22 protein-coding genes are annotated in these 22,643 nt (G+C 62.7%); 14 read left to right on the forward strand and 8 right to left on the reverse strand.

All coding sequences use genetic code 11. From position 1 onward, the window contains the following. From CTR2_RS00625 to CTR2_RS00670, 10 genes are all read left to right on the forward strand, one after another. Positions 1–762, forward strand: coding sequence for an ABC transporter ATP-binding protein (locus CTR2_RS00625; protein WP_087085500.1), 762 nt, complete (start codon positions 1–3; stop codon positions 760–762). Then, entirely contained in the window at positions 759–1,694 is a 936-nt protein-coding gene (locus CTR2_RS00630) for an HlyD family secretion protein (RefSeq protein ID WP_087085499.1), read from the forward strand. Before CTR2_RS00625 ends, CTR2_RS00630 begins: the two co-directional genes overlap by 4 nt. Further along, a complete protein-coding gene (locus CTR2_RS00635) occupies positions 1,687–2,400 on the forward strand; it encodes an MtnX-like HAD-IB family phosphatase (protein WP_087085498.1) in 714 nt (237 codons plus the stop codon). The genes CTR2_RS00630 and CTR2_RS00635 overlap by 8 nt, the downstream gene beginning before the upstream one ends. After that, positions 2,397–3,305, forward strand: coding sequence for an alpha/beta hydrolase (locus CTR2_RS00640; protein WP_087085497.1), 909 nt, complete (start codon positions 2,397–2,399; stop codon positions 3,303–3,305). The genes CTR2_RS00635 and CTR2_RS00640 overlap by 4 nt, the downstream gene beginning before the upstream one ends. Then, positions 3,298–3,666, forward strand: coding sequence for an EamA family transporter (locus tag CTR2_RS00645; RefSeq protein WP_003071857.1), 369 nt, complete (start codon positions 3,298–3,300; stop codon positions 3,664–3,666). Before CTR2_RS00640 ends, CTR2_RS00645 begins: the two co-directional genes overlap by 8 nt. A gap of 12 nt (positions 3,667–3,678) precedes the next feature. Beyond that, positions 3,679–4,065 carry a DMT family transporter gene (locus tag CTR2_RS00650; RefSeq protein WP_087085496.1) on the forward strand — a complete coding sequence of 129 codons (387 nt, stop codon included), beginning with the start codon at positions 3,679–3,681 and terminating at the stop codon, positions 4,063–4,065. A gap of 1 nt (position 4,066) precedes the next feature. Then, the gene (locus CTR2_RS00655) at positions 4,067–5,272 is read left to right on the forward strand and encodes a DegT/DnrJ/EryC1/StrS family aminotransferase (protein ID WP_087085495.1); all 1,206 of its coding nucleotides are present in this window, start codon (positions 4,067–4,069) and stop codon (positions 5,270–5,272) included. Positions 5,273–5,411: 139 nt separating this feature from the next. After that, a complete protein-coding gene (locus CTR2_RS00660) occupies positions 5,412–7,043 on the forward strand; it encodes an FAD-dependent oxidoreductase (RefSeq protein ID WP_087085494.1) in 1,632 nt (543 codons plus the stop codon). Beyond that, the gene (locus CTR2_RS00665) at positions 7,040–7,369 is read left to right on the forward strand and encodes a 4Fe-4S dicluster domain-containing protein (RefSeq protein ID WP_003069544.1); all 330 of its coding nucleotides are present in this window, start codon (positions 7,040–7,042) and stop codon (positions 7,367–7,369) included. The genes CTR2_RS00660 and CTR2_RS00665 overlap by 4 nt, the downstream gene beginning before the upstream one ends. Positions 7,370–7,383: 14 nt before the next feature. Continuing rightward, the gene (locus tag CTR2_RS00670; protein WP_087085493.1) at positions 7,384–8,388 is read left to right on the forward strand and encodes an ABC transporter substrate-binding protein; all 1,005 of its coding nucleotides are present in this window, start codon (positions 7,384–7,386) and stop codon (positions 8,386–8,388) included. A 27-nt stretch (positions 8,389–8,415) separates the two neighbouring features. Here CTR2_RS00670 and CTR2_RS00675 read toward each other — a convergent pair whose 3' ends face one another. The 8 genes from CTR2_RS00675 to CTR2_RS00710 form a co-directional block, all read right to left on the reverse strand. Continuing rightward, a complete protein-coding gene (locus CTR2_RS00675; protein WP_087085492.1) occupies positions 8,416–9,717 on the reverse strand; it encodes an SAM-dependent methyltransferase in 1,302 nt (433 codons plus the stop codon). Between the two features lie 47 nt (positions 9,718–9,764). Continuing rightward, positions 9,765–10,664 carry an arginase family protein gene (locus tag CTR2_RS00680; RefSeq protein ID WP_087085491.1) on the reverse strand — a complete coding sequence of 300 codons (900 nt, stop codon included), beginning with the start codon at positions 10,662–10,664 and terminating at the stop codon, positions 9,765–9,767. Beyond that, a complete protein-coding gene (locus tag CTR2_RS00685; protein ID WP_087085490.1) occupies positions 10,661–11,722 on the reverse strand; it encodes a GNAT family N-acetyltransferase in 1,062 nt (353 codons plus the stop codon). The genes CTR2_RS00680 and CTR2_RS00685 overlap by 4 nt, the downstream gene beginning before the upstream one ends. Before the next feature lie 188 nt (positions 11,723–11,910). Further along, on the reverse strand, positions 11,911–13,284 hold the full coding sequence (locus CTR2_RS00690) for an aspartate aminotransferase family protein (RefSeq protein ID WP_012836646.1): 1,374 nt from the start codon (positions 13,282–13,284) through the stop codon (positions 11,911–11,913). A 249-nt stretch (positions 13,285–13,533) separates the two neighbouring features. Next, positions 13,534–15,444 carry a DNA helicase RecQ gene (recQ, locus tag CTR2_RS00695; protein WP_087085774.1) on the reverse strand — a complete coding sequence of 637 codons (1,911 nt, stop codon included), beginning with the start codon at positions 15,442–15,444 and terminating at the stop codon, positions 13,534–13,536. Between the two features lie 137 nt (positions 15,445–15,581). Continuing rightward, a complete protein-coding gene (gene hutC, locus CTR2_RS00700; RefSeq protein ID WP_223305653.1) occupies positions 15,582–16,316 on the reverse strand; it encodes a histidine utilization repressor in 735 nt (244 codons plus the stop codon). Positions 16,317–16,361: 45 nt separating this feature from the next. Continuing rightward, positions 16,362–17,510 carry an acyl-CoA dehydrogenase family protein gene (locus tag CTR2_RS00705; protein ID WP_087085489.1) on the reverse strand — a complete coding sequence of 383 codons (1,149 nt, stop codon included), beginning with the start codon at positions 17,508–17,510 and terminating at the stop codon, positions 16,362–16,364. A gap of 32 nt (positions 17,511–17,542) precedes the next feature. Beyond that, on the reverse strand, positions 17,543–18,832 hold the full coding sequence (locus CTR2_RS00710; RefSeq protein WP_176391755.1) for a CaiB/BaiF CoA transferase family protein: 1,290 nt from the start codon (positions 18,830–18,832) through the stop codon (positions 17,543–17,545). Between CTR2_RS00710 and CTR2_RS00715 the strand changes: the two genes are divergently transcribed. The 4 genes from CTR2_RS00715 to CTR2_RS00730 all read left to right on the forward strand — a co-directional run bounded on the left by CTR2_RS00715 (position 18,811) and on the right by CTR2_RS00730 (position 22,633). Next, a complete protein-coding gene (locus CTR2_RS00715; protein WP_087085488.1) occupies positions 18,811–19,743 on the forward strand; it encodes a LysR substrate-binding domain-containing protein in 933 nt (310 codons plus the stop codon). The genes CTR2_RS00710 and CTR2_RS00715 overlap by 22 nt on opposite strands. Before the next feature lie 261 nt (positions 19,744–20,004). After that, the gene (locus CTR2_RS00720) at positions 20,005–20,973 is read left to right on the forward strand and encodes an ABC transporter substrate-binding protein (protein ID WP_087085487.1); all 969 of its coding nucleotides are present in this window, start codon (positions 20,005–20,007) and stop codon (positions 20,971–20,973) included. Between the two features lie 17 nt (positions 20,974–20,990). After that, entirely contained in the window at positions 20,991–21,854 is an 864-nt protein-coding gene (locus CTR2_RS00725) for an ABC transporter permease (RefSeq protein WP_202980781.1), read from the forward strand. After that, positions 21,854–22,633 (forward strand): ABC transporter ATP-binding protein, encoded by a 780-nt coding sequence (locus CTR2_RS00730; RefSeq protein WP_034351586.1) that lies wholly within the window; start codon positions 21,854–21,856, stop codon positions 22,631–22,633. The genes CTR2_RS00725 and CTR2_RS00730 overlap by 1 nt, the downstream gene beginning before the upstream one ends. The last annotated feature ends 10 nt before the right edge of the window (positions 22,634–22,643 follow it).

A 22,643-nucleotide genomic window follows, 5' to 3' on the forward strand; every position in this document is an offset into this window, starting at 1 on the left:
ATGCAAGCCGGGACCATGGAACGCATCAAAAATTCTGCTGCAGTCAAGGATGCAGCGCCCAGCCTTGAGGCCGTGCGTCTCGACAAATCCTTTGTGTCGGGCATCGTGCAGGTGCATGTGTTGCAAGGGCTGTCCGTCAGCCTCTATGCGGGGGAGTTGAGTCTGATCTCTGGCCCTTCGGGCTGCGGAAAAAGCACGCTGCTGTCGCTGATGTCGGGTCTGCAAAAGCCCGATGCCGGTCACGCGATCGCACTGGGCGAGGATCTGGCCAAGCTCGGCACGGCGGCGCTGGAGAAATTTCGTCTGCGCCATACGGGTTTTGTCTTCCAGGGCTTCAATCTGTTTCCGGCCTTGACGGCACTGGAGCAGGTGCAACTGCCGCTGGGCTATATGGGGCTCAGAAGCGCCGAGACATTGCGCCGTGCCAAGGAGGCGCTCGATGAAGTGGGGCTCTCCCACCGCAGTCATATGCGCCCGGCCCAGCTGTCGGGCGGCGAGAAGCAGCGTGTTGCCATCGCACGTGCCATGGCCAAGCAGCCGCGTCTGCTGTTTGCCGACGAGCCCACCAGTGCGCTGGATGCCGAGAGCGGCCAGCGCGTCATTGACTTGCTGCACCGTGCAGCGCGCACGCACGGCACAACGGTGCTCTGCGTCAGCCATGACCCGCGTCTGGTGCGCCACGCCGATCGTGTGCTGGGCATGGAAGACGGCGCCATTCGCAGCGACTGGCGCCAGAACAGCCCCATCAAGGAATCAACATGAACCCAAGCCCATTTCGTCTCAGCATTGTGTCGGGCGCGCCGTTGCTGGTGGCGGCCGTGCTGATGCTGGGCGGGTGCTCTCCGTCTCAGAACGCGGCCTCCGTGGTCACCCCGGCTGCAGCCCAGGTCAAGCCTCAAAGCCAGGTGGCGGTTGCGCGGGGCAAGATCGACGTCGAGGGCGGTCTGCTCGATCTCTCGTCGGCCGCATCGGGCGTGGTGCAGCAGTTGCTGGTCAAGGAAGGCCAGAGCGTACAGAAAGGCCAGCCGGTGCTGCGTCTCGCGGACGATGCGGCGCGCGCCGATCTGGCGGTGGCGGAGTCCGAGCTGCAGCTGGCACAGACCAAGCTCAAGACACGCCAGGATCGCCTGCCCGCGCTCAAGGCCACGCTGACGCGCTGGCAGGCCGCTGCCAAGCAGGGTGCGGCGGATCTGCAGAGCGTGGATGAAGCCGTGCAGGCACTGCGCGACGCACAGTCCGAAGTGGATATTGCGGCTGCGGAAGTCACGGTCGCCAAGCGCAAGGCCGAACAGCTGCGGGCCTTGCTGCAGCGCCACGAGCTGCGTGCGCCCGAGGCCGCCGTCGTGGTGCGCCTGCTGGCCCAGGGCGGCAGCATGCTGCAAAGCGGCAGCCCGGTGGCGGTACTGCTGCCCAAGCGGCCCCTGATCGTGCGGGCCGAAGTCAACGAAAGCTATGTGACGGCGATTCGCGAAGGCATGAAGGCCCAGGTGGCCGTTGACGCAGACGGCAGCGCTGCCCGTCAGGAGTTTCCCGCCGCCACCGTGCTGCGCATCAGTCCCGTCTACGGCACGGCCCGGCTGCAGGACGACGCGCAGCGCGGCCCGGTAAGAGTTGTGGAATGCGTGCTGGCATTTGACCAGCCGCCCGCCAATGTCAAGGTCGGTCAGAACGTGAGGGTCAGTTTCCATGAATAAGCGCATTCAGATTTTCCCGTCGCCTGCAGCTACAGCTTCGACCGGCTGGATGGTGCAAAGCGATTTCGACGGCACCATCAGCCTGCTGGACGTGACCGATACCCTGCTCAACCGCTTTGGCAAGCCTGGCTGGCAGGAGCTGGAAGATGCCTGGGAGCGTGGCGAGATCGGCTCGCGAGAATGCATGAAGGGGCAGGTGGCCCTGCTGGACATGAGCGAGGCCGAGCTGCAGAACCATCTGGACGGCATAGAGATCGACGAGCACTTTGCCGGCTTCGTGGCCGAGGCCAGGCTGCATGGCATCAAGGTGCAGGTCGTCAGCGACGGCATCGACTATGCGATTCGCCATGTGCTCGCACGCCATGGCCTCGGGGATCTGGAAGTCATCGCCAATCATCTGGTGCAGACGGGCGAGCGCAGCTGGCGGCTGGATTCGCCCTGGGCCAGCAATCGCTGCACACGGGCCAGCGGCAACTGCAAGTGCGAACGCCTGGCCGAGCAGCAGGCCGTGCACGGGCGGGTGCTCTATATCGGCGACAGCACCTCGGATTTCTGCGTTTCCGGCAAGGCGGATTTCGTGCTGGCCAAGTACAAGCTCATCGACTATTGCGAGAGCCAGGGGATTGCCCATGCGCGCTTCGAGCATTTTGCGCAGGCCACCCAGCTGCTGGAGCAGGTCCTGCTCGGCATGGAGCAGACTGCATGAATGCCGCCGATGGATTGGGGCTGCTGCAGCAGCCGGATTTGCAGCAGCTGTGCGTGACGCCGCATGAGTTCGTCATGCCCGGCGAAGGCCGCAATGCCCGCACGGGCGTGCTGTTGATTCATGGCCTGACCGGCACGCCCGCCGAGATGCGCCTGCTCGCCAAAGGTCTGAACAAGCAGGGCTTCACGGTCTACGGGGTGCAGCTGGCAGGACATTGCGGCAGCATGGAAGACCTGGTGGCCGCCCGCTGGACCGACTGGCTGGCAAGTGTGGAGTCGGGTCTGCAGCGCTTTTCGCTGCACGTGGACCATGTGGTGGTCGGCGGTCTGTCCATGGGGGCGCTGCTGTCGCTGGCCGTGGCCGAACGCCATCCCGACAAGGTGGCCGGCGTCTGTGCGCTGTCCACCACCTTCCGCTATGACGGCTGGAGCATTCCGGCCTATACCAAGCTGGCGTTCCTGCTGCCGCTGTTCCGTCTGCTGGGCATCGGCCGCAACAGCGTCTTCATGGAGGCGCCGCCCTACGGCATCAAGGACGAGGCCTTGCGCGCGCGCGTGGTCGAGCAGATGAACAGCGGCGACAGCTCTGCCGCGGGCCTGCCCGGCAATCCCTGGTGGAGCGTCATCGAGCTGCGCGCCCTGTCCGCGAATGTGCAGACCCGGCTGGCGCAGCTGCGCTCGCCCTGCCTGGTCATTCATGCCCGGGAAGACGATATTTCCTCGGTCAGCAATGCCCACGATATCCAGCGCGGCGCGGTCAACGCCCATGTCGACCTGGTGCTGCTGGACAATTGCTATCACATGATCACCATCGACCGCGAGCGCCGCACCGTGATTGCCAAGCTCAACGAATTCATCGCGCGCATTGCCAGCTCGGCGGCGCCTGCCAGGGGTGCGAATGGGTAGTGATCTCTCGCCCCTGGTGGTGACGCTGTGGATACTCAATGTGCTGGTGGACAGCGGTGGACAGCTGGCTTTCAAGGCCGCGGCCAGCGAGCCGGGGCATCGCAATGGCACGGAGCGCTGGCGCTTCATGCTGGCCAGGCCCTGGCTGTGGGTGGGCATTGCCTGCTATGTGGCGGAGTTTCTGGTCTGGCTGGCGTTCCTGTCGCTGGTGCCGCTGTCGGACGGGGTGCTGCTGGGCTCGATCAACATCGTTGCCATCATGATTCTGGGCCGGGTGCTGTTCCGTGAAAAGCTCGCGCCCATGCGCGTGGCCGGCATCGTGCTGGTGTCCATAGGCGTGGCCATCGTTGGATTGCACTGAGGGCCGTCGGTTATGAAGCGTTTTTACATTGTCGGCTTTCTGGTACTCATGGCCTTTGACACACTGGCGCAGCTCAGCTTCAAACAGGCCGGTGATTCCGCCTTGCCGCTGGAGTTCTCGACCGGCTGGCTGCTGCGCGTGTTCAGCCAGCCCTGGATCTACGGTGCCTTCGTGGGCTACATCGGGGCCTTTTTCACCTGGATGAGCCTGCTCAAGCACGCTCCCATCGGCCCGGCATTCGCCGCCTCGCATCTGGAGATCATCTCGGTGCTGGCGATCTCGTACTGGCTGTTCAACGAGCCCATCGGCTGGCCGCAGATCATTGGCTGTCTGTTCATCGTGGCCGGCATCATGTGCCTGGCCTTGAGCGAGAAGCCAGAGGCCGAGCAGGCCGCCTGAGATGCGCCAGCCCACCGTGCCGCCAACGGCCGGACTGCCACTGCAGCTCGGCGATCTCTGGCCCTCGGGGGCGGGCAGCCTGGCAGGACAGCTGGCCGCATGGCTGGGCGTGGAGGCGGTGCAGCTCGAATGTTCGGGTACCTCGGCCCTGATGGTGGCTCTGCGCAGCCTGCAGGCTCTCAGTCAGGGGCGCAGCGAGGTCGTTGCACCGGCTTATACCTGTCCGCTGGTGGCGCTGGCGATTGCGCAGTGCGGGCTGCAGCTGCGCCTGTGCGATCTGCGCGCCGATGCGCTGGACATGGACCCTGTCTGTCTGAAGCGCCTGTGCAGCGACCGCACGCTGGCCGTGCTGCCCACGCATCTGTGCGGGCGTGTGGCAGATGTGGATGCTGCCTTGCAATGCGCGCGCGCCGTGGGCGCCTATGTGATCGAGGATGCCGCCCAGGCGCTGGGAGCGCGCAGCGACGGAGTTTCGGTGGGCCTCAAGGGCGATATCGGCTTTTTCAGCCTGGCCGTCGGCAAGGGACTGAGCACTTTTGAAGGCGGCGTGCTGATGGCGCGCGAGCCTTCCATGCGTGCTGCGCTGCGCGCCGCAGGCGCCGCCACGCGCTTGAGCCCATGGTGGGAGCTGCGCCGCAGCATCGAGCTGTTGGGCTACGCCATGCTCTACCGTCCCAGCGGCCTGCGCATGGCCTATGGCAGGCCGCTGGAGAAATCGCTGTCCCGCGGCGACTGGGTAGAGGCCGCAGGCGATGACTTCGACGATCTCATTCCCCAGCACAGTCTGGGGCACTGGCGCCAGAGCGTGGGCGCCAAGGCATTGCGGCGGCTGGCTGCATTTCAGCAACAGACATCCACGCAGGCCGGCCTGCGCATCGCGCAGCTGCAGGCCTGCGGGCTGGAGGTCGTGCAGGATGCCGTGCCCGGGGCGCAGGGCGTGTGGCCGGTGATACTGCTGCGCATGCCCAGCCAGAAGGCCAGGGATGCCGTGCTGCGCGCACACTGGGGCGGTGGCTGGGGTCTGTCCCTGCCCTTTGTCCATGTGCTGCCCGACTATGGCCGCTACGACCATGTGCTGGGTGCTGCGCGGGGCGACACGGTCGGCCAGGCGCGCGACTGGGCGCAGCGCCTGCTGGCCATCAGCAATAGCCCGTGGCTGGATGACGAGCGCTTTGCGGATTTGCTGGACACGCTGGCTGCACGCTGATACGCCTACGCCTGCAATCTGTCTGCAATAACGATATAGAAATCCATTCGTTCTGTTTTCGCCGGCTCGTTTCTGCACTGAACTTGAACGGACTGCATGGCCTATTGCCCCGCAGATCAAGGCACAAGGAGTGGCGAAAATGGGAGTAGGAAAACGCTCGAGGCAAGCGCTGTCAAGCGCGGCGGGGGCCTGCCAGCACGATGTGGATGTTCTGGTTATCGGTGCTGGGCCAGCAGGGGCATGGGCTGCCATCAGCGCAGCCAGTCAGGGAGCAAACGTGCTTCTGGTCGACAAGGGATATTGCGGAACATCGGGCGCAACTGCACCTTCGGGCTGCGGAGTTTGGCATGTCGACAATACCGGGGATTTGCGTGAGAAAGCCAAAGCCAGCCGTTACACCATGGGAGGCATGCTGGCCGAGCAGGCATGGATGGATCGGGTGCTGGAGCAGACCTGGAACAACATCGAGCTGCTGACTGAATGGGGCTACCCGTTCCCTGTCGATGTGGAAGGCAAGCTGCGGCGCAACTCCCTGCAAGGCCCTGAATATATGCGTTTGATGCGCAAGCAGGTCAAGGCTGCCGGTGTACGTATTCTTGACCATAGCCCGGCGCTGGAATTGCTCGTGGATGATGCTGGCACGGTATGCGGCGCAACAGGTGTGCGCAGGCAAGCCGAAGATACCTGGGTTGTGCGTGCAAGTGCAACCATCATTGCCACCGGCGGCTGCGCTTTCCTTAGCCGCGCGCTGGGCTGCAATGTGCTGACCGGTGATGGATACCTGATGGCAGCCGAGGTGGGGGCTCAGCTCTCGGGCATGGAATTCTCCAATGCCTATGGGCTGGGGCCGGCGTTTTCTTCGGTCACCAAGTCACTGTTCTACAACTGGGCCCGTTTTTACTATGCAGACGGCTCGCTGATCGAGGGTGCAGGGTCTTCGCGCGGGCGCAGCATCATTGCGCAGACCTTGCAAACACAGCCTGTTTTTGCGCGCTTGGACAAAGCCGATGCGAGCATTCAGGCATGGATGCGCACGGCACAGCCCAACTTCTTTGTCTCGTTTGATCGCAAAGGCATCAACCCTTTTCATGAAATGTTCCCGGTCAGCTTGCGGCTGGAAGGAACGGTGCGTGGCACTGGCGGTCTGAATGTGGTGGATGCCGACTGTGCAACCTCCGTGGCGGGGCTGTACGCTGCAGGCGATGCAGCAACGCGCGAGCTGATCTGTGGTGGCTTCACCGGGGGCGGCAGTCATAACGCAGCCTGGGCGCTCTCTTCGGGATTCTGGGCTGGTGCTGGCGCTGCGCGCTTTGCCTTGCATAACCCGATGAAAACACGGCAGCTTTACCGCGCTGGCAGTCCAGGTCTTGAGGAGCAGGGGCAAGCTCGGCTGGACAGCAGTCAGCTGATTCAAGCGGTACAGGCCGAAGTCTTCCCGTATGAGCGCAACTGGAATCGACAATCCGATGAGTTGCAGCAGTCTCTGCAGAACCTTGATGCCTTGTGGCTGCGCCTGCGTACTGGTGTGCAGTTCCAGTCCATCGAAGAGCGACTGCGCCTGAGGGAGGCAACTGCCATGCTGGCTACCTCGCGATGGATGTACCGGAGTGCCTTGCAGCGTACCGAAACCCGAGGCATGCATCGCCGCCGCGATCATCAAGAATTGGACCCTGGCCAGAGACATCGATTGATCTCTGGCGGCCTTGATGAAGTCTGGGTGAGTCGTCAGCGGGTCAAAGAAGTGCAGTCTTCCGAAGGAGTGCTCGCATGATCGAAATCATCAGTTCAGAGCGTTGCACCGGCTGCAATATCTGCGTCCATGCCTGTCCTACCAATGTGTTCGACATGGTCAAAGGGCAGGCTCCACGAATTGCTCGACAAAGCGATTGCCAGACTTGCTTTATGTGCGAGCTGTATTGCCCTGAGGACGCTCTGTATGTCGCACCGGTGGCAGATGCTGCTGCCCATGTTGATGAGCTTTCGCCTGCCACGCAAGCTTTGCTGGGCAGCTATCGCGCCTCCGTTGGTTGGGGCAAAGGTCGCCAATCTACCGCGGCACTGGATGCCAGCTACGAGCTGCTGGCGCGTGCGCATTAGAAATTTTGTCATCCATGTCAGAACATGAAATCCGTTTGTCGGAAGCAGGATCTTGTGCCGCTTTCAATCGTCGTCAATGGCTGCTTGGCGCTTTGGCGGCAGGCATTCCCATGCTGGGTGAAGCGCAGTCTCAAAGCGCGGAGCAGACCTTGCGTATCGGCTATATCGGTCCTGGAAAGAAGCCTGCCTATGCCACGGGCTGGGCGCTGCAGCAGGGCATCTTGCAGCGAGAACTGAGCACGTTGGGCTTCTCCCAGGTCGTGACCCGAGTGTTTCCCAATGGACCGGACTTGAATGAAGCATTCATTGCCAACCATCTGGACATTGGCATCTATGGCGACACACCCGCAGTGGTCGCTCATGCGCAAGGCTTTCAAGGTAAGTTGCTGGGTTTTGATTGCGTGGGCATGAACACCTGGCTGCTGACGCCCAAGGCTGGCATCAAGACGGTGGAGGAGCTCAAGGGCAAAGTCGTTGGCGTGGCTCTGGGCTCATACATGCACCGCTTTGTGCTGGGTCTGCTCAGGCAGCACGGTTTGAGCGGCAGGGTCAAGGTGGTGCATATGCTGCCGCGCGATGGTGCACCGGCGTTGGAGCGTGGGGATGTGGCTGCGTTTGCAGCACCGATCAATATGGGGCCGTTGCTGGCGCAGCAAGGCTTTCCGGTTCTGGCAGAGGCTGTGCAATATCCGACGCTGCTGGGCACATCGGTCATTGTGATTTCTCCCAAACTGCTTGCGAGGTTGCCGCAATTTCCTGTTGCATGGGGCCGTGCACGCAGCATTGCCTTGGGGGAGATTCGTAGCGACAGCGCAGCGTATCTGGCGTTTCATGCCGAGGCCAGCGGTTTCCCGGTGCCTGCGGTCAAAGCCTCTGTGGCATTGAGCAATCTGCCCGGTCAGGCCTATCCGGAGCAAGGCTTGCATTTGATCTCCGAGGCCAAACGCTTCCTGCTCAATGAAAAGCTGGTGCGCAAGGATTTTTCCGTTGAGAGCTGGAAGATTTCCGGGTTTTCATGAGCTTTTCCTCTGACAAGATCATTTGAATCAAGCGATATTTGCTCTTGCTTCAATGGGATCTGTCATAGCGGAAACTCTGCATTTCTGTCCGGATTCCCTGGCTTTCAGTGCTGTCTCATGCTCGGCGATATAGCTGCGCGTGAGCGGCACGGCATCCTGCCTGCGCGCCAGCTGAACCTGGAAGATGGCGATGTCCTGATAGCGGAACGCGGTTTCCGACATGGACAGATAGAACTCCCACATGCGGCAGAAGCGCTCGTCATACAGTGCTGCGGCTTCGGCACGGCGTGCCATGAAACGTTCGCGCCACAGGCGCAGGGTCTGGGCATAGTGCAGGCGCAGCACCTCGATATCGCAGATCACCAGCCCCGCGCGCTCTATGGCCGGCGTGAACTCCGACATCGACGGAATATGGCCGCCAGGAAAGATGTAGCGCTCTATCCAGGGATTGTTGAAGTCGGGCACATCGCTGTTGCCTATGAAGTGCAGCAGCATCACGCCGTCCTCGCTGAGCAGCTCATGGCATTTGCGGAAGAAGGCGTCGTGGAATTTCGTGCCCACATGCTCGAACATGCCGACAGAGACGATGCGCTCGAACGGCCCCTGTGTATCGCGGTAGTCTTCCAGCCGGTACTCCAGCCGTTCGCCATGGAGGGACTGCGAGGCCCTGGACTGCGCGCCGGCCAGTTGCTCTGTGGACAGCGTGATGCCGGTGACATGACCGGCACCGGCCACCTCGGCCAGATAGCGCGAGAGACCGCCCCAGCCGCAGCCGATGTCGAGCACGCGCTGGCCCGGCTCGATCAGCAGCTTGGCAGCGATATGGCGCTTCTTGGCCAGCTGGGCCGTTTCCAGGTCTTCGTTGCCCTGCTCGAAATAGGCGCAGGAGTACTGGCGCTCGCTGTCGAGAAACAGCTGATAGAGCCGGTCGTCCAGATCGTAGTGATGTGCCACGTTGGCACGCGATCTGCCGCGCAGATTGTTCTGCAGCAAGGGCCGTAGCTTCATGCGCCAGGCATCGAGCATGCGTACCGTGGCGCTGACGGGCACCTGCTTGGCGCCGCGCAGCACCAGCTCCAGAACGTCGTAGACCGTGCCCTGCTCGACCAGCAGGCGCTGCTGCATGAACAGCTCGCCAAAGTTGAGGTCGGGGTCGCGCAGCAGCGCCAGGACGGCGCGTCTGTCGGCAAAGCGCAGGCGCGCCTGGGGCTGGCCGCCGTCGCCGAAGATCAGCGCCTTGCCTGAAGGGGTGATGACTTCGAGCCGTCCCGTTTTGACCAGAGGTGCAAATACCTGTTGCAGCAATTTTTCGGTCAGCCGGTCCAGCATGTCAGCTCCTTGAAGCGAAGTGTTGAAAAGTGGTCGGTGGAATCGCTCTAATTCGTGCTGCTGAGCGCTATGTGCTGTATCAGCCGCTGGTTCAATGCATGCTGCCCGGCCTGCCAGCCGGCCAGCGTAGCGGCGTCAATCTGTGTGTCCTGGCCGTCGCCCGCGCTCATCAGTCGTTTCCACCAGGTGCCATAGTGCCATGACGACACGTCACCCGTGATATCACTGCCCGTGATCTGCCCGCGCAGCGCATTGATCAGCTGCACGGCCTGCTCTTCCAGCATCCGGCCCTGGTCCCAGTTGGTGCGCACGACTTCGGCGGCGAATACATCCTTGTCTATGCTCAGATACGTGTCCTGCGGCCAGTCATGCAGATGGTTGGACAGCGCCTGTACCAGCTCCGAGATATCGGCAAAGCTGCGAAACGCCTTGCCCGCGCCCAGGCGCCGGGCCCAGCCGGTGTCCACGCCGCAGCTCCAGTAGGTGAGCTTGCCGGCGCGCAGCGGCCGCAGATAGTTTTCCCAGGCGTGGCCCGAGCCTATGTCCTGGGAGGTGATGCCTGCCACATGAACCTGCGACACGGCCGGGTGCATGGCCACGCGCCTCACCCAGGAGCCGCAGTGCACGCCCCAGGGAAAGCGCATATTGTCGGGGTGGTTGTCCAGCACCACCACGCGCAGCGGATGCTTGGCGCTGAAGCCCTTCTGGGCGATGCAGCGCTCGATCAGCGGCCAGCTCAGATGGTGAAAGTCGCCGCTGCCCATGAGCACGGTGCCGTGCAGTGCGGGCAGCTGTTCATGCACCGCCTGGCTGAAGCGCCTGAAGCTGCGCAGGCCGCAGCCAAAGCGCACCAGCTCCTGCCACTGGGCAAGCGCAAGCCGCTTTTCCTGGACCAGCGGGCCTACCGACCCATCGACATCGAGCACCACAGGTGTTTGTTGCATCATGGCTTGTAGCCCCACTGGCTATCGCTTTCAAACAGGCCGGAGAAGCGTCGCCCCAACGCGCGCAGCACGGGGTTGCGCACGAAGACCAGATGCTGCGTCATGGTGAAGCTGGCGCCGAGCTGGGCCTTGACTTCTGGATCGGTCCAGCCCGCCACATAGTGGGACAGACCCCGCTCCAGTGCGTACTCGAGGTTGACCATCCAGCTCACGAAATAGAGATTCGCCTCGCGCGCTGCCGGGTAGGACAGGCCTATGTATTTGTCGATCAGCCTGCCGTCATGCTCGAAGCAAAGATTCCAGCCCAGCAGAGCATCGCTTTGCCGATCCCGGTATTCGAACACGATGCCGCCGTTGTCCGCATCGCGCAGCAGGCCGGCCAGGAAGGCGCGAGAGAGCTTGTCGAAATGGATCTCGCTTTGCGCATACACCGCTTCGAACAAGGCGTAGTAGGCGTCGATGTGGCTCTCGTCGGCAAAGGCGGCGCCGGTCGGCATGCGGCGGATGTCAAGCCCGGCGCGGCTCTTGAGTTTGCGCCTGAGGCTGCTGCGGCGGTTCTTGGACAGTCCGGCCAGATACTCATCGGCACTGGCAAAGTCCAGTGGCACATAGGCCAGTGCCTGGCCCTCGAGTGCCACAAAGCCTTGCTCGGCCAGTGCCTGCGACAAGGCCTTGGCAAAGTCATTGTCGCTGGCGCTCAACAGGGGCGATGCCTGCGGCAGATCCTTGACGATGGTGAGCATGGTCCGGCCCGCAACGGCACGCAGCTGCCGCGCCAGGGTGGCGGCCTCCACGCCCTGGGGCAGGGGCGCATACTCGCTGACCGTGCTGCCGATGAAGTCCGTCTTCAGCCTGAGTCTGGCGCTCAGCCAGCGCCCGCCCGGCAACGACAAAAGACGCGCCTTGAGCGCGTCATCTGCGGTGGTCAGCAAATCGAAGGGGGCGGTGAATGCTGGCGCCGGCCATTCCTTCAGCAAGGCAAAGCCTTCTGGAGGATGGTTGGTGAACTGCTGCAGCAAGCCACTGGGTTCGAGCCGGTTGCGGAAATTTTCCGTCGCCATTTCGCCTTTTTGTAGTCGGTTTTGATGGTGCCTGAGTGTGTCTGCAGCGCAGAAAACTGGCACAACCCAGGCAAGAGACAGCGAGCAAGACCTGGGCGGCCCCCGCCGCCGCACAGCGAGGCTGTCGTCCCCTTCCCGAAGAGAGAGGGGGAAGCGGCGGGGCCGCCTAGGCAAAGCCGCTCAGGGGGTTACGCCTTTTTAGCCTTGGTCAGCAGCTGATCCAGCAGCACCATGGCTTCGTCGATCTCGCTGCGCGAAATCATCAGCGAAGGCGCGAAGGTGATCACGTTCTTGTAGTAGCCGCCCACGTCCAGCACCAGGCCGCGCTTCTGGCCCTGGTATTCCAGGCCGCCTTCGAGGCCGATGTCCACCATCTTGTCCAGCAGCGCCTTGTTGGGCGTGAAGCCGTCTTCGGTGCAGATTTCGGCACGCAGCGCCAGGCCCAGACCATCCACATCGCCGATTTCCTTGTGGCGCTTCTGCAGCTCCTTGAGGCCTTCGAGGAAGTAGGCACCCGATTCGCGCACCTGACGACCGAAGTCCATCTCGTGGGTCATCTTCATGACTTCCAGGCCCAGGGCCGTGCCCAGCGGGTTGGAGGCAAAGGTGGAGTGGGTGGATCCGGGCGGGAACACCGTGGGGTTGATCAGCTCTTCGCGAGCCCACAGGCCGGACAGCGCATTCAGACCATTGGTCAGGGCCTTGGCAAACACCAGCACATCGGGCTGGATGCCGAAGTTTTCCACCGACCACAGCTTGCCGGTACGCCAGAAGCCCATCTGGATTTCATCGACCACCAGCAGTACGCCGTGGTCGTCCAGTACCTTCTTCAGGCCGGTAAAGAAGTTGGCAGGCGGGATCACGTAACCACCGGTGCCCTGAATGGGCTCGATGTAGAAGGCTGCGTATTCGCACTGGTTGGTCTTGGGGTCCCAGACCGCGTGGTATTCGTTTTCGAACTTGCGGCGGAAGTCGGCCACGATGGATTCCGCGTACTCCTCTGCCGTCATGCCCTTGGGGCGGCGGAAGGGGTAGGGGAAGGGAATGAACTGTGCCCGGTCGCTGAAGTGGCCGAAACGGCGGCGATAGCGGTAGCTGGAGGTGATGGACGATGCACCCAGCGTACGGCCGTGGTAGCCGCCTTCGAACGCAAACATCAGGCTCTTGCCGCCGCTGGCGTTGCGCACGACCTTCAGCGAGTCCTCGATGGCTTGCGCGCCGCCCACGTTGAAGTGCACGCGGCCGTCGTGGCCCCATTTGCCCTTGGCGTCTTCGGCGATGAACTTGGCCAGTTCGATCTTGGTGGGGTGCAGATACTGGCTGGCCACCTGGGGCAGCTCCTGCAGCTGCTCGATCATCTTGGCTTCAAGACGCTTGTTCTTGTAGCCGAAGTTGACGGCCGAATACCACATCTGCAGATCGAGGTAGGACGTGCCGGCATCGTCGTACATATAGCTGCCTTCGCAGCCCGTGAAGATCTTCGGAGGATTGACGTAGTGGACGGTGTCGCCAAACGAGCAGTATTTGGCTTCGTCAGCCAGCAATTGGGCAGTATTGATCACAGCAGAAAGCGCTCCGCAAAAATGGATTCGGTCAACGGTATGCGGCAGCAGTGTGCGTTTGCAATATTTCCGGGCTGTCGAGCATTTGTGTGGGAATTGTGGAGAGCTCCCTATTGGCCGGTTTCCTGCGGCCTCAAGGATTTGAAACCGGCGTGGCAGCCCTCCCGCTGTGGTTCCTGCTGGCCCAAGGCTCGGGGCGGAGCCGCCACGGGCTGGCCAGGCGGCACCGGGGCCGCTGCTGCGGGCCGATCAGCCCAGGGCCACCACGCGCAGCACCTCGGCTCCATAGGCGTCGAGCTTCTTGGTGCCCATGCCGCTGACGCCCTGCAGCTCCTGCAGGCTCTGGGGATTGAGCTCGGCAATCGATGCCAGCGTGGAATCGTGGAAGATCACGTAGGCCGGCAGGTTGTGGGACTTGGCCACTTCGGCGCGCCAGGCCTTGAGGTTGATGAAGCGAACCTGTGCATCGGGGCCCAGATTGACCGCAGCCGCATTGGCCGCAGACTTCTTGCTCTGCTTCTTGCTGCGTGAAGCGGCCACGGCTTCGCGCAGCTGCACCTGTATCTCGCCCTTGAGCACGGCACGCGAGCCGGTGGCCAGACACAAGGTGTCAAACACATGGCCGCTGTTCTCGCTCACCACCTTGTGCAGGCCCAGGGCCCCCGTGGCCAGCAACTGGCGCATCACGGCGCGCAGCTGCGGCTCCGAATACTCCTTGCCGATGCCGAAGGTGGACACCTTGTCATGCCCGTACTGCGTGACCTTGTCCGTCTCCTTGCCGCGCAGCACGTCCATGATGTGACCCGCACCATAGGTCAGGCCGCTGGCTTCGTACACGCGGAAGATGGTGGACAGCAGCTTGCGTGCCGCATCCGTGCCATCCCATAGCGCCGGCGGCTCCAGGCAGTTGTCGCAGTTGCCGCAATGGGTGCGGGCAACGGCCTGCAATGGCTTGCCATCCAGGCTCGGCTCCTGTCCATACTGCTCGCCAAAATAGGCCAGCAGGCGAACACGGCGGCAGTCGGTGGCCTCGGCCAGACCGAGCAGGGCATCGAGCTTGCCGCGCATCACCTGCTTGAACTGTTCCTCGGCCGGGCTTTCATCGATCATGCGGCGCTGGTTGACCACGTCGCTGAGACCGTAGGCCATCCAGGCATCGGCGGGCAGGCCGTCGCGGCCCGCACGGCCGGTTTCCTGGTAGTAGCCCTCGATGTTCTTGGGCATGTCCACATGGGCCACAAAGCGCACATCGGGCTTGTTGATGCCCATGCCGAAGGCAATCGTCGCCACCATGACCACGCCGTCCTCGCGCAGGAAGCGGTCCTGGTGGTTCTGGCGCATGTCCTGGGGCAGGCCGGCGTGATAGGGCAGGGCATTGATGCCGTTCTGCACCAGGGTCTGGGCCAGTTCCTCGACACGCTTGCGTGACTGGCAATAGACCACGCCGGCCTCGCCCTCGTGCTCGCGCTCGATAAAGCGCAGCAGCTGGTTGCTGACGTCCTTTTTCTCGGCGATCTTGTAGCGGATGTTCGGGCGGTCGAAACTGCTGATGAAATGCTGGGCTTCTTCCAGCTGCAGGCGCTCGATGATGTCGGCGCGCGTCAGCGCATCGGCAGTGGCCGTCAGCGCGATGCGCGGCACATCGGCATAGCGCTGGTGCAGCACGCTCAGTGCGCGGTATTCGGGGCGGAAGTCGTGTCCCCACTGGCTCACGCAATGCGCTTCGTCGATGGCGAACAGCGACAGCTTTCCCTGGGCATGCAGATCGTCGAGCAGGCCCAGAAAACGTGGTGTGTTCAGCCGCTCGGGAGCGGCGTAGAGCAGGGTGATGTCGCCGCTTTGCAGGCGCAGCTCCACCTCCTGCGTCTCGTCGTAGCTCAGGGTGGAGTTCAGATAGGCAGCGCTGATGCCGGCCTCATGCAGCGCACCGACCTGGTCGTGCATGAGCGCGATCAGCGGCGAGACCACGATGGTCACGCCATGGCCGAGCTGTTGGCGCGCAATGGCCGGAACCTGGTAGCACAGCGATTTGCCGCCGCCCGTGGGCATGAGCACCAGCGCATCGCCGCCGTTGATGACATGCGAGACGATGGCCTGCTGGGGGCCACGGAATTGCTCGTAGCCAAAAACGGCTTGCAGAATGGATTGCGCGGAAGACACCGGGTACTCTTGAATCAATAGCTGGTAGCGCTTGCTGTAAATGGGTTTGAGGCTGATTTGACCTCAGATGCAAGCAACAGAACTGGCCCTATTGTGCGCCGCGACCCGGCACGCTGCCCGGGCCGGGTTATGCGCAATCAGCCAGCCTGCCCTATGGTGGAGGGCGAAAAATGCGCATCCAGCTCGTAGAGATCGGCGGGATAGGTCAGGCGCACAAAGGTGATGGGCAACTGCCCGGTCCAGGTGCGGCGGTCGATCACCAGGCAGGGAAAGCCGGGCTTGATCTCCAGCAGGCCGGCGGTTTCCTCGCTGGCCGCCTCGGCGCGAATGCGGTGTTCGGCCGAGCTCCAGGGCACATGGTTGACCATCCAGGAGCTGGGGCTGTGCTCGGTGAACGGCTCATGCTCGGCGTCCGGAACGGATTCGAGATTGATCAGACGGTCTTCGATGCAGAACGGACGCGATCCCGCCATGTGCAGACACAGCACATGGACGATGGAGGCTGGTCGGGCCATGCGCATGGCCTCCATGTCCTCGCGCGTGCTGCGCCTCTGCGTGCGTCCGAGCAGCCTGCTCGAATACTCCTGCCCCATGCCCAGCACCACCTGACGCAGATCGGGAATCTCCAGCACGGCAGAGCTGGTCTGTGGGCGCGTCACAAAGCTTCCCGCCTTGCGCTTGCGCACCAGCAGACCGGCTTCTGCCAGCTTGTTGAGCACCTTGCTCACCGTCATGCGCGAGCATTGGTAATGGACGGTCAGTTCCATCTCCGACGGAATGCGATAGCCGGGTGGCCAGCGGCCACTGAGAATGTTCTGTTCAATCTCGGTGAGAATTTTCCCGTGCAGCGACATCGAAGAGTGTTTGTCCATGGAGTGGATTACACCAGCAAATCCGGCCGGGTGCCGCTGCGCCTTCTAAGCGTTCAATACGGAGCGCGCGATGATGGTGCGCTGAATCTCGGAAGAGCCTTCGTAGATGCGCAGGATGCGGGCGTCGCGCACATAGCGCTCCAGGGGCATTTCACGGGTATAGCCGTAGCCGCCATGGATCTGCAGCGCCTCGTCGGTCACGAAGCCCACCATTTCCGAGGCGAACAGCTTGGCCATGGCCGACTGTTGGGTGAAGGGCTGGCCCTGCTGGCGCAGTGCAAGGGCCTGCATGGTCAGCGCCCAGGCGGCTTCCAGGCGCAGCTTCATGTCGGCGATCTTGAACTGTATGCCCTGCTTGTTGGCTATCGGTTCGCCGCCCACCAGACGCTGGTTGGCCCAGTCGGCCGCTGCCTTGAGCGCGGCCTCGGCGATGCCCAGAGAGGTCGCAGCCACGTCCAGGCGGCTGTTGTCCAGTACCTTCATGGCGGTCTTGAAGCCACTGCCCTCGGCTCCGAGGCGGTTGGCTGCAGGAACGCGCACGCTGTCCAGCGAGACTTCAAAGGCATGGCCGCCGCGAATGCCCATGAGCTTCTCGGGTGAGGACACCTGGATGCCGGGCAGATCGCGCGGAACGATGAAGGCGCTGACCCCGCGTGCCGCAGCCTCCGCATCGGTCTTGGCGAACACCACCATGAAGCGGGCCTCCGCCGCATTCGAGATGAAGTGCTTGACGCCCGTGATCAGATAGTCGTCGCCGTCGCGCACGGCCCGGGTACGCATGTCTGCAGGGTGGGAGCCGCCGCGCGGCTCGGTCAGCGCAAAGGCCGCCAGCCATTCCCCGCTGGCGCAGCGCGGCAGCCATTGCTCGCGCTGCGTCTCGTCGCCGGCTATGAGAACGGCATCCGTGCCCAGGTAGTGAGCACCGATCATGGACGAGGTCGCGGCACAGGCGCGCGAGATGGCGACCAGCGACATCAGCATGGCGGTGGGGGTGACGCCCGGTCCGCCAAAGCGTTCCGGCAGATTCATGCCCATCACGCCCAGCGCGGACAGGCCGGGCACATGGCGTGTGGCAGAAAAAGCCTCCTCGTCCATGGCCTGGGCCACGGGCGCCAGGGTTTCCTCGGCAAAGCGTGCAACGGCATCGGCAACGGCCTGATCTTCTTCGGTCGCGCCCAGACGAATCAATGACATGGCGGTCTCTCCTTGTGTTCTGTCAATCAAAATCAACCCAAGGCGCCTGCTTCGCGCAAGGCGGCAATGGCGTCCGTGCTGCGGCCCAGCCAGCTTTGCAGCAGCAGCTCCGTGTGCTCGCCCAGGGCCGGTGCGCGTTGCGCACGATTGGGCAGAGCGCCGTTGAAATGCACGGGCTGTGTCGGCAGTTGCAGGCCCGGAAGGCGCTCGTCCTCGACCTCGCAGAGCAGGCCACGTGAGCGGATCTGCTCGGAGTTCAGGGCCTGCTCTATGTTCCAGATGGGGGCTGCGGGAACGCCAGCGGCTTCGAGCCGCGCCATCACATCGGCCACATCGTGCTGCGTGCTCCAGCCCTCCAGCGCGGCGCGCAATGCAGGCTCGTTGGCCGAGCGGGTTTCATCGCTGGCAAAACGCGGATCGCTGGCCAGCTCGGGCTGCTCCATCGCGGCCGCAGTGGCATCGAACAGCTTCTTGTTGAGCACGGCCAGGGCGTAGTGGCCGTCCCGAGCCCTGTAGACGCCAAACGGCGCCGAGAGCGGATGCCGGTTGCCCACACGCCGTGCAGGCAGGCCGGTGAACAGATAGCGCGACATCGATGTCGCCAGAAAGCTCAGCGTGGTGTCGAACATGGCGACATCGACATGCTGGCCGTCTCCGGTTCTCTGCGCCTGCAACAGGGCCGCCAGTGTCGCCCAGGAGGCAAACAGGCCGGCAACCACATCGCTGACCGCTTCACCGACCAGGGTGGGCGCGCCTTGAGGCTCGCCGGTGGCTTCCATCAGGCCGCTCATGGCCTGAACAATGATGTCGTAGGCCGGACGATGGGCCAGCGGGCCGGTCTGGCCGAAGCCGGAGACGCTGACATACACCAGCCGGGGATTGAGGGCGCGCAGCGTTTCGGGGCCGATGCCCAGGCGCTCGGCCACGCCTGGCCTGAAGTTCTCGACCACCACATCGACCTGCCGGGCCAGCTCATGCACCACGGTGACCGCATCCGCATGCTTGAGGTCCAGCACCAGGCTTTGCTTGTTGCGATTCATGACCGTGAACAAGGCGCTTTGCCCATTCTTCATCGGGCCGATGGCGCGGTAGTCGTCGCCCTGGGGCGGCTCCACCTTCACGACTTCCGCGCCCAGATCGGCCAGCAAGGCCGTGGACATGGGGCCCGCCAGAACCCGGGTGAAGTCCAGGATGCGGATGCCGTCCAGCGGACGGGAGGCAAATTTTTCGGTGGATGCAAGCATGGGAGTCCTGCTGTTGATCTGAAGCGATGCCTGCATGCTGCCCAAAACATGAATCAATGGAAAATATTCATTTCCCATTCACTGGATTCAAAAAATTGATTCAGATAAATCTGCGCCAGCTCGAATATTTTGTCGCCGCCGCACGCCACGGCAGCACGGCCAAGGCGGCGCTGGCCATCAATGTTTCACAGCCCTCCATCTCCAAGGCGATTGCCGACCTCGAAGCCCAATGGGGCGAGAAGCTGTTTGTGCGCAAACACGCTGTCGGGCTGGATCTGACCGCGGCGGGGCTGGCCAGAAGCCGCGAGGCCCTGAGCCTGCTCGAAGCCGCGCAGCGGCTTCAGGAGCCGCGCAAGCAGGCGCTTGCCGGCACGCTGAGGCTGGGCTTTCTGAGCACTTTTGGCGCGCTGTGGATTCCGCAGCTGCTCACCCAGATGCAAAAGCGCCATCCGTCCATAGACATCGAACTGGTCGAGGGAGACATCGCCTCGCTGACGCGACAACTGGAGCGCGGGGAGATTCATGCTGCCCTGCAATATGACCTGGGCCTGGCCCGGCCCCTGCTGGACATGCACGCGGTTGCCGCGCTGCCGCCCTATGCCTTGCTGCCCGCCAGACATGCGCTGGCCGCAGCCTCCAGCGTGAGTCTGTCGGAGCTGGCCCAGTCGCCGTTGCTGCTGATCAATCTGCCCCAGAGCCGCGAGTACTTTCTCTCGCTGTTCCGCGAGGCGGGGGTGGTTCCCACGGTGAACTATGAACTGGCTTCGATAGAGCTGGTGCGTTCCATGGTCGCCAACGGCCATGGCGTCAGCGTGCTGACCACGCGCCCGGTGGTCGACAGAACCCATGACGGCAAGCGACTGGTCTGCAAACGAATCAAGGGCCGCGTCGCCAAGCAGGCCGTGGTGCTGTCGGTGCCCAGGAGCAATGCCTCGGCGCTGATTGCACCGTTTCTGACCGTGGCCCAGAGCGTGATTGCACCCGACTAGCGCAACTCGGGTGCTGTTTTGGTGCGTGTCCCAGGAGTCGGTGGAGGCGGCTCCTGGGCGAGCGAGTTGGCACATAGCTTGCTCTTGTCGATGGTTGACTCATGTCTATACAGCTGGGAAATACGTCATCTATGGCGCTCGGGTAAGCCTGTATATACCTGTTCAATCAGCAACCGCAAACTTCGCTGCCTGCACTGTCGTGCAAGGCTTGAAGTCCACATCAACAACCGAACTGCTCTGGCATAGACCGAGGAGAGTCCCATGAAATCGACACGTCGCGTTCCAATCTGGCAATTGGCATTCGCCGCAACCGTTCTAGTGTCTGCTGCACAACATGCAGCGGCTCAGGAGACCAAGATCGTCCTGGGCATGTCGGGATGGACTGGCTTCGCGCCACTGACGCTCGCGGACAAGGCAGGGATCTTCAAGAAGAACGGCCTCAATGTCGAAATCAAGATGATTCCCCAGAAGGATCGTCATCTGGCGCTGGCCTCGGGTGCCGTGCAATGTGCCGCCACCACCGTGGAGACGCATGTCGCCTGGAACACCAATGGTGTGCCCATCGTGCAGATCTTTCAGATGGACAAGTCCTATGGCGCAGACGGTATTGCCGTGCGCAACGACGTCAAGAATTTTGCCGATCTGAAAGGCAAGACCGTCGCCGTCAGTGCGCCGGGTACGGCTCCTTACTTCGGCCTGGCCTGGATGCTGAACAAGAACGGCATGACCATGAAAGACATCAAGACCGTATCGCTGGAGCCGCAGCCTGCGGCACAGGCTTTTGTCTCCGGGCAGAACGATGCAGCCATGACCTATGAGCCATACCTGTCCACCGTCCGCGCCAACCCCAGCGCCGGCAAGATTCTGGCCACCACCATCGACTACCCGATGGTGATGGACACCGTGGGCTGCGATCCCAAGTGGCTCAAGGCCAATGCACCGGCGGCCAAGGCCTTGACCCAGTCCTACTTCGATGCGATCGCCATGATCAACGCCGACAAGGAAAAGAGCTACGAGATCATGGGCGCGGCCGTGAAGCAAAGCGGTGAACAGTTCGGCAAGTCGGCGGCCTTCCTGAAATGGTCGGACAAGGAAGCCAATCAGAAATTCTTTGCCAGCGACCTGCTGCCTTTCATGAAGGAGTCTGCCGCCATCCTCAAGGAGGCTGGCGTGATTCGCAGCATTCCTGAGAACTACGGCGTCATGTACGACGTAAGCTTCATCAAGTAAGCGCAAAGAGGTTGCACATGGAAGCGGTATCACCTTCTATCAAGTCAGCATCGCCCGCATCGGTTCAGGTGGCATCGCCTTCCGGACGTCCGGCTCGCCGGCGCTATATGGCCCCTCTGGAGCCTGTCAGCCCCAAGGCCAAGTGGCTGCTCGGCACGGGCTTCTTCGCGCTGTTTGTGCTGGTCTGGTCCGCCGTGACCTTTGGCGGCCTGGTGTCGCCGACCTTTCTTGCCAGCCCTCTGACGATGCTGCGCGAAGGCATTCTGCTGTTCACGGAGTTCGACTTTCACCATGACATCGGCATGACCGTATGGCGTGTCATGGGGGGATTCATACTGGCCAGCGTCGTGGCCGTTCCGCTGGGCATTGCCATGGGAGCCTGGAAGCCTGTGGAGGCGTTCTTCGAGCCCTTTGTCTCGTTCTGCCGCTACCTGCCCGCATCGGCCTTCATTCCGCTGCTGATTCTCTGGGCCGGCGTGGGCGAAGCCCAGAAACTGCTGGTCATCTTCATCGGCTCGGTGTTCCAGATCACCCTCATGGTGGCCGTGACCGTGGGCGGTGCGCGCAAGGATCTGGTGGAGGCCGCCTACACCCTGGGCGCCAGCAATACCGGCATCGTCAAGCGGGTGCTGATTCCCGGTGCCGCTCCGGGAATCGCGGAAACCCTGCGCCTGGTTCTGGGCTGGGCCTGGACCTATGTGATCGTTGCCGAGCTGATCGGCTCGTCCTCGGGCATCGGACACATGATCACCGACAGCCAGGCGCTGCTCAATACCGGACAGATCATCTTCGGCATCATCATCATCGGGCTCATCGGTCTGGTGTCGGATTTCATCTTCAAAACCGTCAACCGTCGCATGTTCGAATGGAGTTCCCTGTGATGAATCAGTTGTCCATTCAAGGCGTTTCGCGCACCTTCACCAGCCACAAAGGTGTCAGCACCCAGGCGCTGCTGCCGGTGGATTTCGAGGTCCGGGAGAACGATTTCGTGACCATTCTCGGGCCCTCCGGCTGCGGCAAATCGACGATGCTGCGCATTGTTGCGGGTCTGGATTTTCCGACGACGGGGCAGGTGCTGCTGGATGGGAAGCTGGTGCAGGAGCCCGGCGCTGACCGTGGCATGGTGTTTCAAAGCTACACCTTGTTCCCCTGGCTGACCGTGGCGCAGAACATCCGCTTCGGACTGCGCGAGAAAGGCGTGAGCGAAGCCATCCAGAAGGAGCGCAGCGACTACTTCATTGCCAAGGTGGGTCTGCGCGGGTTCGAGAATCACTACCCCAAGCAGCTGTCGGGCGGCATGCAGCAACGCACGGCGATCGCGCGTGCGCTGGCCAACGACCCCAAGATCCTGCTCATGGACGAGCCCTTCGGGGCGCTGGACAACCAGACCCGGGTTCTGATGCAGGAATTGCTGCTGGGCATCTGGGAGGCCGAGCGCAAGACGGTGATGTTCGTGACCCACGATATCGACGAAGCCATCTTCATGGCCAATCGCGTGGCCGTGTTCAGCGCGCGTCCGGGCCGCATCAAGGCAGACATCCCGGTCCATCTACCGCACCCGCGGCATTACACCGTCAAGACCTCGCCAGAGTTCATGGAGCTCAAGGCCCGGTTGACGGAAGAGATTCGCGCCGAGTCACTGGCTGCGGCAGCTCACTGAGGCCTGCATC

Source organism: Comamonas thiooxydans (genome assembly GCF_002157685.2).
Classification (GTDB): Bacteria; Pseudomonadota; Gammaproteobacteria; order Burkholderiales; family Burkholderiaceae_C; genus Comamonas; species Comamonas testosteroni_H.

Coding starts and splice junctions, on each gene's coding strand:
- CTR2_RS00625 (WP_087085500.1), top strand. CDS start 1: ATGCAAGCCGGGACCATGGAACGCATCAAAAATTCTGCTGCAGTCAAG.
- CTR2_RS00630 (WP_087085499.1), top strand. CDS start 759: ATGAACCCAAGCCCATTTCGTCTCAGCATTGTGTCGGGCGCGCCGTTG.
- CTR2_RS00635 (WP_087085498.1), top strand. CDS start 1,687: ATGAATAAGCGCATTCAGATTTTCCCGTCGCCTGCAGCTACAGCTTCG.
- CTR2_RS00640 (WP_087085497.1), top strand. CDS start 2,397: ATGAATGCCGCCGATGGATTGGGGCTGCTGCAGCAGCCGGATTTGCAG.
- CTR2_RS00645 (WP_003071857.1), top strand. CDS start 3,298: ATGGGTAGTGATCTCTCGCCCCTGGTGGTGACGCTGTGGATACTCAAT.
- CTR2_RS00650 (WP_087085496.1), top strand. CDS start 3,679: ATGAAGCGTTTTTACATTGTCGGCTTTCTGGTACTCATGGCCTTTGAC.
- CTR2_RS00655 (WP_087085495.1), top strand. CDS start 4,067: ATGCGCCAGCCCACCGTGCCGCCAACGGCCGGACTGCCACTGCAGCTC.
- CTR2_RS00660 (WP_087085494.1), top strand. CDS start 5,412: ATGGGAGTAGGAAAACGCTCGAGGCAAGCGCTGTCAAGCGCGGCGGGG.
- CTR2_RS00665 (WP_003069544.1), top strand. CDS start 7,040: ATGATCGAAATCATCAGTTCAGAGCGTTGCACCGGCTGCAATATCTGC.
- CTR2_RS00670 (WP_087085493.1), top strand. CDS start 7,384: ATGTCAGAACATGAAATCCGTTTGTCGGAAGCAGGATCTTGTGCCGCT.
- CTR2_RS00675 (WP_087085492.1), bottom strand. CDS start 9,717: ATGCTGGACCGGCTGACCGAAAAATTGCTGCAACAGGTATTTGCACCT.
- CTR2_RS00680 (WP_087085491.1), bottom strand. CDS start 10,664: ATGATGCAACAAACACCTGTGGTGCTCGATGTCGATGGGTCGGTAGGC.
- CTR2_RS00685 (WP_087085490.1), bottom strand. CDS start 11,722: ATGGCGACGGAAAATTTCCGCAACCGGCTCGAACCCAGTGGCTTGCTG.
- hutC (WP_223305653.1), bottom strand. CDS start 16,316: ATGGACAAACACTCTTCGATGTCGCTGCACGGGAAAATTCTCACCGAG.
- CTR2_RS00705 (WP_087085489.1), bottom strand. CDS start 17,510: ATGTCATTGATTCGTCTGGGCGCGACCGAAGAAGATCAGGCCGTTGCC.
- CTR2_RS00715 (WP_087085488.1), top strand. CDS start 18,811: ATGGAAAATATTCATTTCCCATTCACTGGATTCAAAAAATTGATTCAG.
- CTR2_RS00710 (WP_176391755.1), bottom strand. CDS start 18,832: ATGGGAAATGAATATTTTCCATTGATTCATGTTTTGGGCAGCATGCAG.
- CTR2_RS00720 (WP_087085487.1), top strand. CDS start 20,005: ATGAAATCGACACGTCGCGTTCCAATCTGGCAATTGGCATTCGCCGCA.
- CTR2_RS00725 (WP_202980781.1), top strand. CDS start 20,991: ATGGAAGCGGTATCACCTTCTATCAAGTCAGCATCGCCCGCATCGGTT.
- CTR2_RS00730 (WP_034351586.1), top strand. CDS start 21,854: ATGAATCAGTTGTCCATTCAAGGCGTTTCGCGCACCTTCACCAGCCAC.